This is a genomic window from Pseudomonas sp. FP2338 (genome assembly GCF_030687515.1).
GTDB lineage: Bacteria > Pseudomonadota > Gammaproteobacteria > Pseudomonadales > Pseudomonadaceae > Aquipseudomonas > Aquipseudomonas salomonii.
The window spans coordinates 2,220,820-2,233,963 of record NZ_CP117436.1 but is presented as its reverse complement, the minus strand read 5'-3'; the positions used below and the strand labels follow the sequence as shown (position 1 = coordinate 2,233,963).

The following is a 13,144-nucleotide window of genomic DNA, read 5'->3' as shown; positions in this document are numbered from 1 at the left end:
TGCCCCGCGGCTAGAAGACCAATGGCTGAACGGGGTCCTGCGCACGCGCCATCCAGTCAAGAATAATCCCGACCGATTGTTCAACCGAAATCACGTCAGTCGGCAAATGCACTTCAGGAAACAACGGAGTGTCGTAGTTCGAATCAATCCCCGTAAAGTTCTTGAGCAGCCCCGACCGCGCCTTTTTATACAAACCTTTAGGGTCTCGCTGTTCGACAGTTGCCAGTGGAGCGTCCACGTGAACTTCGACAAAACGCTCGTTGCCAATAATCGAGCGGGCGTAATGCCGACTGGCCGATGACGGCGAGATCAGCGCGACGATGACGATAAGTCCCGCCTCCACCATCAAACCCGCCACCTCCGCGACCCGCCGAATGTTTTCATCCCGGTCGCTGTCGGTGAACCCCAAGTCACGACACAGCCCACTGCGTACCGAGTCGCCATCAAGGATGCAGGTAAACCGGCCTTGGGCCCGTAAGGCAATATCCAGCGCATTGGCAATGGTCGACTTCCCGGAGGCCGAGAGCCCCGTCATCCAAATGACCCTGGGTTTGTGCTTCATTCGCGACTGTTCGGCACGCACGTGATTGAACGCAGACGCATGCAAATTCTGTTGCGGTTCTTGCGCAAAATAGCTCATGGCCGTTCTCCCTCCGTCAGCGAAACAGACTGTTTGCCCAACATGAACACCATCACGCATTGCAAAAACAGAAGCAGTGAAACCACCCAATAGACTGTTGAGAACGAGCCTGTCAGGTCTTTGGACAGCCCGCCCAGGAAGTTACCGCACACGCCACCCAGGCCAATCAGCACATTGGCAATGCCAAATGCCTGCGTCAGTCGGTTGACCGGAACGATTTGTCCGATATAGCTGGGGACCAGCCCAAAGATGGGGTAGAACGCCAGCGCAAACAAAAAAGCCGCCAAATAGAACAACGCGATAACGTTAAAACTGAACACCAGCATGGCTGCCAGACCCGCACTCAGAAAGCACATGGCCAAGGCCGTCCTGGCACCCACTTTGTCCGCAATCCACCCCACCAAAAAGCCCGACGCCATCCCCACAGCGCCGATCGTCGTCCAGATAAACCCTGCGTCCTGTACCGAAACGCCTAATTCATCGCGAAGGTAAGGTGCCAGGTAAGTCTGAAACGGCAGCAGTGCCATCCCATTGAGAAAGGCGATGCCCCAGATCAGGTACAACGAACGGCTCAGCCAAGGCGTCTGGCCATCGAACGACCGCGAGCGCTTACCTGAAAAACCAGCCGCCTGGTCAGCCCCCATGTTACGCAACAGAAACCAGGCCACGAAACAGAGGCCCAATGACACAAGACCGGCCGTCAGCCAGATCGAGCGCCAGCCACCCTGCAAGGTGAGAAATGACACCAGTAACCCGTTGATAAACACGCCGTAGCTGGTGCCACTGGAGATCAACCCCATGACCCGGGAGCGATTACCTGGGCTAAAACCCTTGGTGACGATTTCTGCCAGCGGGATGTAAACCGAAGCGGAGCACCCTCCCAGCAATATCAACAACCCACCCGACAACCAAATATTGTCGCTGACGCTCAAGCCCAGCAGGGCCAGAGACGTCACCACGGTGGACACCAGGCTGATTTTCCAACCTTCGAAAAAACGACTGATGTAACTGGTGACTGAAGAAAACAGCAGGAAACCTATTTGTGCGCCCCCGGTGATCAAGCCCACAGTGGTGTAGCCAAAGCCGATATCTCGGCGCATATCAACGACCAGGTTGGCGAACAAATAAACGCCGAACCCGTAGGTACTGGCCACAAACCCTGTCAGTACGACTGCCAACACCACGCTGTCCAGCACGCGAGGATTATTCTGTACGAGTGTGCTCATCATGACGCCCTCAAACGGCGCGGGCAGTGTGGATGACAAAATCACAATTCATCCCGTCGAAGACAGGCTGAAAATCGCCGTATTCCTTATGGGCAGAGAAGCCGCTGACCCGAATCTCGTCGGCCAGATCCGCAGGCAATAACGGATACACTTTCAGGCTGTAGCGTTGTTTATCGTCAAAGTCGTAAATGAACTCGCACACCTGTGCATCGACCCTGCCCAGGCTGACCGACGCGCTCGCACCGCAGTAATAATAATTGCCGCTGGATTTGAACTTGCCCGCGCGAATAGCACGGAAATTACGCTGATCAACAATCAACACACCGCCTGGCTTGAGCAAGGCCCTGAACGTGCGCAGCACGCTTATACGGTCGCTGGCCTCAAACACGTGGCACAGTGAACTGCCCAGACACACCACGGCATCGAACGTGCCCAGCACGTCCGGGTCGAGCTCAAGCCACTCTTTGTGGTGGGATTCAATTGCCAATTTACGCTCAAGAAAGTTTTGTCGGGCTTTGTTCAGCATCGTGCCGCTACCGTCCGTAGCGACCACCTCGAAACCTGCCTGCTTGAGTTGCACGGCATGAAAACCACTGCCCGTGGATACATCGAGTACTGATTTCACTCCGTGACTTTTCAGCAACTGCTCAAAGAACCCCTGTTCGCCGGCCTTTCTTTTTTCCCAATCAATCAACGCGTCCCAGCGCTCGACAAAGTCTGGCGAATACTGCGTTGAGTAATGGGCTACTTCCTCGTGTTCATACCCCAGGATTTGACTCATGGCACACCGCCCCTAGCCGATTGAATTTTTGAAAGACAGGTACTTTCCCGCCAACTCCCGAGCACAGTCCGCAGACTGCTGAACCGACATGATGTCCTTGGAGTACCCCAGCATCGTCTGCATGATTGCCATGCACCTGGGGTTGAAGGTGACCGAGCCGTCGCAATGGATTTCGTCGATACCATCGTGGCTTTGGCAAATGCTGTTGAGGCGCACCGCGTCGTCGTAGGGGCACTCGTCGGAGAACTGCACATTGATGCGTCCATCCTGAAGCCAGACCGGATAGCCCCCCGGAAGCCCCAGCGGGCCTGGCGCGTGCACCAGTACCGGCGTCGGGGAGAACAGCCCTTCGATCACAGTGACCGCAGAACACGCGGTTAGAAACTGCCCATCAACCCCGCCCAAGCGACGAAACTCGTTTTTCACCGTAGAAAAAATCACCTCATTAGACAGGCGAGCGACCTCACGCCGGCCGCGAACCTCATACAGCAAGCGATAGCTGGCACGTGGAGGCAAGCCGCCGCGTGGCACGTAGTGGCTGAAATAATGCTGGGCATACAGCATCACCTCCACGTCAGCGGGAGAGCACTTGAGCAATCGCGCGATGGAAAAACGCACGGCCGGAATCAGGTTGGCGACATTGCCCACGCCGATATCAGGGGCCAGCCCGACCCTGGCCAGGATAGGGTTGACGGCATCGGGAAAGGCCGCATTGACGGTCAGGGTGGCAATACCGGAGGCCTTCACGGCTTGCATCAAGTCATGCATCAGTGTCAGGTGCATGGGTAGCCAGGGACCGAACTGTGCCTGGTCAAGCTGCTCGAACGAGCGTTTGGGCAACCCGGTGATCACTCTCCATGACTGCAACGAGGCGCAGTTCACGATGATGTCCGGCGCGTGCTCCCGGAGCACCTGGGTAACGCTGCCGATATCGGTCAAGTCAGCGATCACCGGCGAGATAGCAACATACTGTTCCAGTTGTGCGCACGCCAGCGTCACCAGATTGCACAGCCTGATGGTCGCTTCTTCGTTGCGCCCCAACACGACAAACTCGAACCTGTTCCTGGGCGCCAGAATCTTGAGAATTTGCAGGCACAAGTTACCGGCGCCCACCAACAGCAACTTTTTTTTCGCTATGGACTGGTTCACCGTGGGTAGGCTCCGTTATCAACCGGGATAACCTTGCCGGTCATATGCCGCAAACCTTTACCGACCAACAGCAGGATGACCTCGGCCACACCACTGGGCAGGATCGGGTCTCTGAGAATTTCCTGGCGCGCGTACTCCGCCCGCCGATACTCAGGAATAGTGTCGTAAATAGCGGTGTCGTGAATCAGTGCGGGCGATACCGCGTTTACCCGCACAAAAGGCGCGAAATTCCAGGCATTGGCCTTGGTCAAGCCGATCACGGCAGCCTTGGTGGCGCCGTACAGGGCGTCACAACTGCCCACTTCCCCTGCCACTGAGGTGATATTGACGATGCTGCGCGGCGCTTCGTGCTTCATTTCCCGTTCGGCGAAGTCTTTGGAAAGATAAAGTAATGCTTTGAGGTTAACGTTAAGCATTTCATCCACTTCGTTATCGGAATAGGCGTAAATACTTTTGCCGTGATACAGCCCTGCATTATTAACTAACCCATAGAGCGTGGAATGACGCTCATACAGGCTTGGCATAAAGCCCTTGATCACCGCATCATTGGAAAGATCGGCAACATGACTCTCTAATACACTCGAACCGTAAGTCTGTTGCAGCCGGTTAAGGGCGTCCGCGTCCCTATCCACGGCAATGACAAAGTAACCTTCAACAATCGCCTGCTCCAGGTTGCCCGACCAATTCCATTCGCGGCACCGGTAATCACCAACTTTTTCATGCCCTGCTCCCTATTGACAGAATTCGTTCATGCGCGCGTAAAAAACCCGGTGATAGTCATACATCGCTTTTAACGCGGGTATATTTTCGAGTTCCTCTTTATTGGGGCGAGGCTCACTCGACGGAATAATGCACTCACTGTTTTCTGCTGCGACGTGCCAACTTCTCCAGGTTTTCCATTGGGGTGGGCACTCGCGCTTCCACATCATGGCTTGCGGCAGGAATTCAATACCCAAATAGTCACACAGTTTGCCAATCACCCGTTCCGGATCTGCCGCCAGGTCATCAGCATTAATCACATAGGGCACTTTGCCAGTAAGTTTGGTGACCACACAAAAGATTTCGTACAAGGCTTTATGCCCAATGGCTTGCAGCGGCATATTGGGGTGTACGCGATAATGCGAAAGAATGCTGCTGGCGGGCTCGCGAACAAGAAAGATATTGTCCTGTTGTGCCAGAAACTCCACGTCAACTTTCAAGTCATCGAGGCAGTGATAACACATGTCTTTGTGAAATACGTTGGCCGTTTCCCTGGTCTTTACCAGTCGTTCTTTTATTCCCTGATAAGTGGTTGGGAAACTGTGATCCCATTCATCCGACGGAATTTCAGAATCGGCAGAAAATGCCATATGGGCAAACGGCTCGTGGAAAACTTCGAAGTCTCCGCGCTCGATAAACACGCGTTCCAACACCGTGGATCGCGAACGGGGGTGCGCCCATAAGCCGACCATCTTGTTCATACCAGCACCCCGTATTCGGCCGCCATGATCGGACTGAGGGAGCGGCTGAAAGCGTGCGCAGGGGGGCAGAGTCGAGTGCAGAAGTCGGCCAGGCGCCGGTGCGCACTGTTGGCCTCATTGCACGTGTTGATAAAAGCCTCATGGTTGCAAAAGTCATAAGGCTCGATGCCGTCCAGAAAGTAGGCTTCGCAGAAATATGGAATACGCAACAATTTCGCGAGTGTCGAAGCCGGCGGTTTCAAGGGTTCCCCCGCAGGAAATACCGGTTTACCGCGACTTTCGCGCACAACCAAAAACTCAACCACTTCCGGCGTCAGTGTGTAGCACGTCGCCAACAAGCCGGTCTTCTCCAGGTGCCAGCAGTGCCTGTTGCCACGCTCGTCGACATCGACTTTTATACTGGAAAGCAGGGTTTTGACCGGCGCGGCCGACGCCGAGACCAGCGCCTGTACCTGCTCATAAACCAACAACTCGGCCCAGCGCAGGTCCTCCGGGCTCAGCGCCAAGCCACGCTCTGCCGCTTGTAACGCAAACTCGGGCTGACAGGCAAAGCGGCCGATCATGAACGTGATCACATACTTGCAGCGGCGTGTGTCGACACCCTTGCTGCGTGCAGTCACCCTTCCACGTTCTATGGCCTCGATGCCTGCCTGGAACTGCGAAACCGTGAAGCAGAAGGTGATGTTCACTGAGCTGCCTTGCGCCACTAAATGCTCAACCGTCGCAAGGCCCTCCAGGCTTGCGGGAACCTTCACCATCACATTCGCAGCCAACTGACGCAGCGCCACTCCCCTTGCAGTCATGCGTTCGGCACAGCGCACATCGACAGGATCGACTTGCGCGCAAATCCAGCCTTCACGCTGGCCGGATTGAACCCAACGCTGCTTCAGATCCGAAGCGCCCTGCACGATCACTTCGTCGTACAGCTTCCTGCGCAACTCTTGGGGCGCCAGCTTGGCGAGATTGAACCGCGACAACCAATAGTCACGTTTTTCAAGAATCACCGCCGTTACCAGACGAGGGTTTGTCGTTACATTACTGAACCCGCCGGGTTGCGCAAACGTGTCGGGCATTAACTGTTCTATGGAACTGAAGGCTGCGGGGTATTTTTCAAGCAAGTGTTTCTTATAAGCTACATAGACGGCCGGCGACGAATCCCACCACACCTCCGAACGTTGATCATTACTCTTTAGTCGCTCTGTATAACCTGAAATCTTCACAACGCCTCCTCCTTGAGTAGTCATATCACGCTAGTAACGTGCGTAATTCACGCATATCAGAAAAAGGTAACGCCCCGGCATCGGCCAACATTGAATGTCTGTCTACTGGCCCAAAACCCAACACACTTATATTGGCTGCAACCGCCGCGTGAATACCGGCAATACTGTCTTCAATAACCCATGCATCACAGGGGTCGACGTTATAAGCAGCGCACGCTGTTAAAAACACCAAAGGGTCCGGTTTCCAACGGCCTAATTCGTAACAACTGAATAGGTGCCCCTCAAAATAAGACCACAGCTCCGTGAGGCGTAAACAGTGTTCTATTTTATTAAGGGGCGCACTGGAGGCTACGCAAAAAGGCAGCGTCAGACCTTCCAGCACTTCAAGGATTCCATCGGTAGGTTTTAACTTCGCCGTCAAATCGAGCCGTGCTGTTTGGCGAAAGGTTTGTTCAAACTGACTGTCCAGGCAAATATTAAAGCGCTGCTCAGCTTCACTTAAGCAGTCGGCAATCTTGCGCCCACGAAAGCGCTCAATGAATTCTACTGAGTCAAGACCCTTAGCCTCTGGCGCGTCACGACGTGCTTGTTCATTCAGCAGGGAAATCAATACAGACAGGGTGATTTCTTCGCTTTGCACTAATACACCGTCGCAATCGAAGATCACTAACTTAGGCACGCCCACGCGGACAGGCGCTGCCTCCTGAACTGGTAGTTCCCCTATAAAGGCCAATGGGTGCATAGGCATCTCTTATAGGTATATCCGCGATGACTTCTGAACTACCAGCGGAGCACATTGATGAGTGCCTATAAGACGCTCAGAGCAAAATCCTGTCAAACGATTCTTAGTAGATTATTAATTACTTTTAATTATTTATAATGTGTTTTTTATTCCGATAGATGCATCATCACCACAGAAAAACCCATTTGAGCTCGCTGAACTTCTACCGACGCGTGTCAGTCAGCACAAAGGACTCTCATAAAACGGTGGGCGGGCAATGCAGATCTCCTTGCAGCAACAAGTGGCCCTGGTCACCGGCGCCAGCTCCGGCATCGGCGCAGGTGCGGCCAAGGCGTTGGCCGAGGCCGGGGCGGCCGTGGTGCTCAACTACAATTCTCAGGCGGCGCCGGCGCAAGCCCTTGCCGCTCAGATCAACGCAGGCGGCGGGCGGGCGATTGCCATCGGTGGCGACGTCTCCAAAGAAGCCGACGTGGAGCGTTTATTTGCAAAGACCCTCGAGGCCTTCGGCCACCTGGACATTCTGGTGGCCAACTCGGGCCTGCAAAAAGACGCCAATCTGGTCGACATGACCCTTGATGACTGGAACACCGTGATCGGCGTCAACCTCACCGGCCAGTTCCTGTGCGCCCGCGCCGCCGTACGGATCTTCAATCGCCAAGGCATCCGCGATGGCGTCTCGCGGGCGGCCGGCAAAATCATCCACATGAGTTCGGTGCACCAGGTCATCCCGTGGGCCGGGCATGTGAATTACGCAGCCTCCAAGGGCGGCGTGGAGATGCTGATGCGCACCCTCGCCCAGGAAGTCAGTGAACAGCGCATCCGCATCAATGGCATCGCGCCAGGGGCGATTCGCACGGCAATCAACCGTGCGGCCACTGAAGGCGCGGCTGAACAAGAACTGCTCAAGTTGATTCCCTACGGTCGCGTTGGCGACGTGGAAGACGTGGCCAACGCGGTGGTCTGGCTGGCCAGTGATGCCTCCGACTACGTGGTGGGCAGCACCTTGTTTATTGATGGCGGCATGAGCCTTTATCCGGAGTTTCGCGGCAATGGTTGATTTCAAGAACGAACCGCAAAGCGCCATCGATGCCCATGGCATCATCGGCGATATGCGCAGCGCAGCGCTGGTGAACGACAAAGGCAGTATCGACTTTTTCTGCTGGCCGGAATTCGACAGCCCGTCGGTCTTCTGCTCGCTGCTGGACTCGCCCGAGGCCGGTGCTTTCCAACTCACCCCCGACCTGCCCAACGCGCGTCGCGAGCAAATCTACCTGCCCGACACTAATGTGCTGCAAACCCGCTGGCTGAGTGATGAAGCGGTGGTGGAAATTACTGACTTGCTGTCCGTCGGCGAAGACGTCGACGACCTGCCGTTGCTGATTCGCCGCGTGCGTGTAGTCAGCGGCAAAGCCACCCTTCACCTGCGTTGCGCTGTGCGCCATGACTACGCCCGCGCAAAAACCCAGGCGACGGCCGACAACGGCGGTGTGCTGTTTACGGCTGACGGCCAGCCTGGCTTGCGCCTGGTCGGCAGCCACCCGCTGGACCTCGAAGACCAGGCGGCGGTCGCACGCTTTAGCCTGAGCCAGGATGAAGGCGCCGAATTTGTCCTCGGTGGCGCCGACGACCCACGCGTCACCAACGACTGCACCGACCTCTACCTGGAACGCACCCTGAAGTTCTGGCGCGGCTGGATCGCGCAATCCAATTACCGTGGGCGCTGGCGCGAAATGGTCAACCGCTCGGCGCTGGCCTTGAAGCTTTTGACCTCACGCAAACACGGCGCGATCATCGCCGCCGCCACCTTCGGCCTGCCCGAGTCTCCCGGCGGCGAACGCAACTGGGATTACCGCTACACCTGGATCCGCGACGCCTCGTTCACCGTCTACGCGTTTATGCGCCTGGGCTTTGTCGAGGAAGCCAACAGCTACATGCGCTGGCTCAAAGGCCGGGTCAGCGATTGCTGCGGGCAGCCGACCAAAATCAATATTCTCTATGGCATCGATGGGCGTCAGCAGCTGCCGGAAACCACACTCGACCACTTGAGCGGGCATGGCGATGCCAAGCCGGTGCGCGTCGGCAATGAGGCGTTCGACCAGATCCAGTTGGATATCTACGGCGAACTGATGGACGCGGTGTACCTGGTCAATAAATACGGCGAGGCGATTTCCCACGAAGGCTGGAAACACACGGTGGAAGTGGCCGACCAGGTCTGCGAAATCTGGAACCAGAAAGACGTGGGCATCTGGGAGATGCGCGGCGAGCAGCATCACTTCCTGCATTCGCGGCTGATGTGCTGGGTGGCGCTGGACCGCGCGATCCGCCTGGCCTCCAAACGCTCGTTGCCCGCCCCATTCGCACGCTGGGACCAGACCCGCCAGGCCATCTACGCCGACATCTGGAGCAACTTCTGGAACGAAGAGCGCGGCCATTTTGTGCAACATATCGGCAGCACCGCATTGGATGGCTCGATGCTGCTGATGCCGCTGGTGCGCTTCGTCGCGGCCACCGACCCGCGCTGGCTGTCGACCCTGGAAGCGATCCAGAAAAGCCTGGTGCGTGACGGCATGGTCTATCGCTACCGCAACGACGACAGCCAGATCGACGGCCTGCAAGGTACCGAAGGCGCCTTTACTGCCTGCTCGTTCTGGTACGTCGAATGCCTGGCCCGCGCCGGCCAGGTGGAGAAAGCCCACCTGGAATTCGAACAACTGCTGCGCTACGCCAACCCGTTGGGCCTGTACGCCGAAGAATTCGACAGCCAGGCCCATCACCTCGGCAATACGCCCCAGGCGCTGAGCCACTTGGCGCTGATCAGCGCGGCGACTTTTTTGGACCGCAAGCTCAGTGGGGTAAAGACCGTGTGGCAACCCTGAGGCGGGCTGGGCACAATGGCCAGACGCGTCGTTCGATTGTGCGCAAAACATGGAGGTAGAGGTGGGGCGGCATCCTTTAGTCAAAATCGTTGATCGCGATCCGGTTTTCGCGACCCTGGCGCCATGAGCGGATTTCCTACCCTCGCAACCCCACGCGTGCGCCTGCGAGAACTGCAATTAACCGACGCCCCCGCGCTGTTCGCCATCCACGCCGATGCCGCGAGCATGCGCTGGTTCGGCGCCGACCCCATGACTGACGTCGCCCAGGCCGAAGCCCTTATCGACACCTTCGCCCAGTGGCGCACTCACCCCAACCCAGGCACCCGTTGGGGCCTTGAACACCAAGGCAAATTGATTGGCAGTTGCGGCCTGTTCAAGTGGAACCGCGCCTGGAACAGCTGCGCTTTGTCCTGCGAACTCGCCCCTGCTGCTCGCGGGCAAGGCTTGATGCGCGAAGCCTTGCAGGCCATGCTCGATTGGGGCTTTAAGCATATGCAGTTGCATCGGGTAGAAGCGATGGTGCACCCTCAAAACACTGCTTCTCTAGCGCTATTGAAACGCCTGGGTTTTAAAACCGAAGGCACATTGCGAGAGGCCGGATTCTGGAATGGCCAGCGGCATGACCTGACAGCACTGGGATTGTTGGTGCGCGAGTGTCCAGACAAGTAAGAACATTGCCTTCGATCGTTCGATCTCCCGTCACAGCGTTCGACTAAAGTTTTCACCTTTGGCCAGCTACGAGAAGACCGTCATGACCCCACTCGCCCCACTGCTCTACGTGCGCACCTCCATGCTCGACGTGGCCTATGAAGCCCACGGCCCTGAAGACGGTGCGCCGATCATATTGCTGCATGGTTTCCCTTACGACCCGCGTGGCTACGATGACATCGCGCCGGTGCTGGCCGAGCGTGGCTACCGCGTGCTGGTGCCCTACCTGCGCGGCTATGGCCCGACGCGGTTTATCAATGCGCAGGTCATGCGCTCCGGCCAACAGGCGGCGTTGGCCAAGGACCTGCTGGACTTCATGGATGCCCTGCACATCCCGCTAGCCACGTTGGCGGGTTTTGACTGGGGTGGCCGCGCCGCGTGTATCGTCGCCGCGCTGTGGCCCGAGCGCGTACGTGGGTTGGTGACGGGAGATGGCTACAACATTCAGGACATCGCCCATTCACTCAAGCCGCGTGCGCCCGACACAGAGCATCGCCTGTGGTATCAGTTCTACTTTCACACCCAGCGTGGCGTGGACGGCTTGAGCGCCAATCGCCGCGAGCTGTGCGAGCTGCTGTGGACGCTGTGGTCGCCGACCTGGGCCGAAGGGCCGAGCCTCTACGCCAAGACCGCGCCGTCGTTTGATAACCCGGATTTTGTCGAGGTGGTCATTCACTCCTATCGCCATCGCTTCATGTACGCCCCCGGCGACCCGGCGCTGGAAGCCATCGAGCAGGCACTGGCGCTGCAGCCGCCGATTTCGGTGCCGAGCATCTCGCTGTGCGGCGCCGATGATGGCGTCGGCCCGGCACCGGTCGAGGACGACGATGTGGCGTGCTTCAGCGGCGTGTATCGGCGCCAGGTGTTGCCGGGCGTTGGCCACAATGTGTTCCAGGAAGCGCCGCAGGTGACCCTTGAGGCGCTGTTTGAACTACTCGACAGAACGTGAGAGCGCCGCCGCGCTCCTGAAGCTGAAGACACTGCCCTGCCCCACCACGCTTTCTGCCCAAAGCGAGCCGCCGTGGGCTTCGACGATGCCATGGCAGATATACAAGCCCAGGCCGCCGCCATTGGGGTTGCCCTCGCGGGACGTCCAATAGCGGGCTGCGCAGGTCATGGGAAACCACCGCCACCAGCTCATCCCGCGCCCGCACGGCTGCATGCTCGCGCTGTACCTGGCGCGCCAGGTCATGCTCGAGGGCGTTACGGCGCAGGCTCTCCACGGCCTGTAACTCCGAGGCCGAAATTGCAGCGCCTTGGCGTCCACCTGCTGCTTAAGTTTTCATTCAAACCGGTTGGCAGAAGCGTTCCCGGTAGGCTTGGGGCGTGACATCCAAGGCCCGCAGAAAACTGCGCCGCAGGGTTTCCTCACAGCCAAAACCGCATTGCACCGCAATGCGTTTGATCGATGCCGTGCTGTCGGCCAACTGCCGCCGCGCTGTTTCCACGCGGATCAGTTCGACGGCGCGGGCCGGGGTCTGGCCGGTTTCGGTGCGGTAGTGGCGCACAAAGCTGCGCTCGCTCATGCCGGCCTGGGCGGCCAATGTAGCAATGTTCAAATCCAGGGTGAGGTTGTCGGCCATCCAGGCGTGTAAGTCGGCAAAGCGGCTGTCGCCCTTTTGCAGCGATAACGTCGCGCTGAATTGCGATTGTCCGCCCGGACGCTTGAGGAATACCACCAAATGCCGCGCCACTTCCAGGGCGACGGCGCGGCCCAGGTCTTCTTCCACCAGGGCCAGGCACAGGTCGATGCCGGCGGTGACGCCGGCGGAGGTCCACACCGCACCTTGCTGGATGAAGATCGGGTTGGACTCCACCGTCAGTGCGGGAAACTTGCGCGCCAGTTCTTCACAGCGGGTCCAGTGGGTGGCCACACGGCAGCCGTCGAGCAGGCCGCTGGCGGCGAGCAAAAAAGCCCCGGTGCACACCGACGTCATGCGCCGTGTGTGCCTGGCCTTTTCGCGCACCCACTGCACCAACGCAGGGTCTTCGGCGGCGCCATACACGCCCCAGCCGCCGGCAATCACCAGCGTGTCGCAGGGTGTATCCGCCGCGGGCAGCGGCTCGGCCACCAACGCCAGGCCGGCAGAGGTCATCACCGGCGCGTCCTGCGCGGCGACTACCGAGACCGCGTAAGGCAACGCCAGGCCGCGCTGGCGCGCCAGGTCATTGGTCGAGGCGAACACCTGCAACGGCCCGGTCACGTCGAGCACCTGGGCATTATCAAAAGCGAGAACGTGAATGATCCGGGTCATGATTGGCGTGATTTGTGGGTTCAATGGCGTATTCGCCAAAGCCTAGGCCTCTACAGTGAAGCCGTCCACCCCTTTATCGGAGCTTGA

At 58.0% G+C, this 13,144-nt stretch carries 12 protein-coding genes and 2 pseudogenes; 4 read left to right on the top strand and 10 right to left on the bottom strand.

From position 1 onward, the window contains the following. Window positions 1–10: 10 nt before the first annotated feature. From cysC to PSH96_RS10200, 8 genes and pseudogenes are all read right to left on the bottom strand, one after another. On the bottom strand, window positions 11–640 hold the full coding sequence (gene cysC / locus PSH96_RS10235; RefSeq protein ID WP_305458983.1) for an adenylyl-sulfate kinase: 630 nt from the start codon (window positions 638–640) through the stop codon (window positions 11–13). Beyond that, window positions 637–1,866: a nitrate/nitrite transporter gene (locus PSH96_RS10230; RefSeq protein WP_305458981.1), complete on the bottom strand. Its 1,230-nt coding sequence runs from the start codon at window positions 1,864–1,866 to the stop codon at window positions 637–639. The genes cysC and PSH96_RS10230 overlap by 4 nt, the downstream gene beginning before the upstream one ends. Window positions 1,867–1,876: 10 nt before the next feature. Further along, entirely contained in the window at window positions 1,877–2,647 is a 771-nt protein-coding gene (locus PSH96_RS10225) for a bifunctional 2-polyprenyl-6-hydroxyphenol methylase/3-demethylubiquinol 3-O-methyltransferase UbiG (protein WP_305458979.1), read from the bottom strand. A 12-nt stretch (window positions 2,648–2,659) separates the two neighbouring features. Next, window positions 2,660–3,796, bottom strand: a complete 1,137-nt coding sequence (locus PSH96_RS10220; RefSeq protein ID WP_305458977.1) for a hypothetical protein — start codon at window positions 3,794–3,796, stop codon at window positions 2,660–2,662. Beyond that, a pseudogene (locus tag PSH96_RS10215) lies at window positions 3,793–4,517 on the bottom strand (SDR family oxidoreductase). Before PSH96_RS10215 ends, PSH96_RS10220 begins: the two are co-directional and overlap by 4 nt. 10 nt (window positions 4,518–4,527) lie before the next feature. Next, window positions 4,528–5,256 (bottom strand): sulfotransferase family protein, encoded by a 729-nt coding sequence (locus tag PSH96_RS10210; RefSeq protein ID WP_305458974.1) that lies wholly within the window; start codon window positions 5,254–5,256, stop codon window positions 4,528–4,530. Next, on the bottom strand, window positions 5,253–6,329 hold the full coding sequence (locus PSH96_RS10205) for a transaldolase family protein (protein ID WP_370694358.1): 1,077 nt from the start codon (window positions 6,327–6,329) through the stop codon (window positions 5,253–5,255). Before PSH96_RS10205 ends, PSH96_RS10210 begins: the two co-directional genes overlap by 4 nt. A gap of 172 nt (window positions 6,330–6,501) precedes the next feature. Next, the gene (locus PSH96_RS10200) at window positions 6,502–7,218 is read right to left on the bottom strand and encodes an HAD family phosphatase (protein WP_305458971.1); all 717 of its coding nucleotides are present in this window, start codon (window positions 7,216–7,218) and stop codon (window positions 6,502–6,504) included. Between the two features lie 256 nt (window positions 7,219–7,474). Between PSH96_RS10200 and PSH96_RS10195 the strand changes: the two genes are divergently transcribed. The 4 genes from PSH96_RS10195 to PSH96_RS10180 all read left to right on the top strand — a co-directional run bounded on the left by PSH96_RS10195 (window position 7,475) and on the right by PSH96_RS10180 (window position 11,751). Further along, window positions 7,475–8,275 (top strand): glucose 1-dehydrogenase, encoded by an 801-nt coding sequence (locus tag PSH96_RS10195; RefSeq protein WP_305458969.1) that lies wholly within the window; start codon window positions 7,475–7,477, stop codon window positions 8,273–8,275. Continuing rightward, window positions 8,268–10,094 (top strand): glycoside hydrolase family 15 protein, encoded by a 1,827-nt coding sequence (locus PSH96_RS10190; RefSeq protein ID WP_305458968.1) that lies wholly within the window; start codon window positions 8,268–8,270, stop codon window positions 10,092–10,094. The genes PSH96_RS10195 and PSH96_RS10190 overlap by 8 nt, the downstream gene beginning before the upstream one ends. Before the next feature lie 123 nt (window positions 10,095–10,217). After that, on the top strand, window positions 10,218–10,763 hold the full coding sequence (locus tag PSH96_RS10185; protein WP_305458966.1) for a GNAT family N-acetyltransferase: 546 nt from the start codon (window positions 10,218–10,220) through the stop codon (window positions 10,761–10,763). A gap of 82 nt (window positions 10,764–10,845) precedes the next feature. After that, the gene (locus PSH96_RS10180) at window positions 10,846–11,751 is read left to right on the top strand and encodes an alpha/beta fold hydrolase (RefSeq protein ID WP_305458964.1); all 906 of its coding nucleotides are present in this window, start codon (window positions 10,846–10,848) and stop codon (window positions 11,749–11,751) included. On the opposite strand, the pseudogene PSH96_RS10175 reads toward PSH96_RS10180, so the two are convergent. Beyond that, a pseudogene (locus tag PSH96_RS10175) lies at window positions 11,734–11,904 on the bottom strand (ATP-binding protein); the annotation flags it as partial. The gene PSH96_RS10180 and the pseudogene PSH96_RS10175 overlap by 18 nt on opposite strands. A 184-nt stretch (window positions 11,905–12,088) precedes the next feature. Next, on the bottom strand, window positions 12,089–13,057 hold the full coding sequence (locus tag PSH96_RS10170; protein WP_305458963.1) for a GlxA family transcriptional regulator: 969 nt from the start codon (window positions 13,055–13,057) through the stop codon (window positions 12,089–12,091). Window positions 13,058–13,144: the final 87 nt, after the last annotated feature.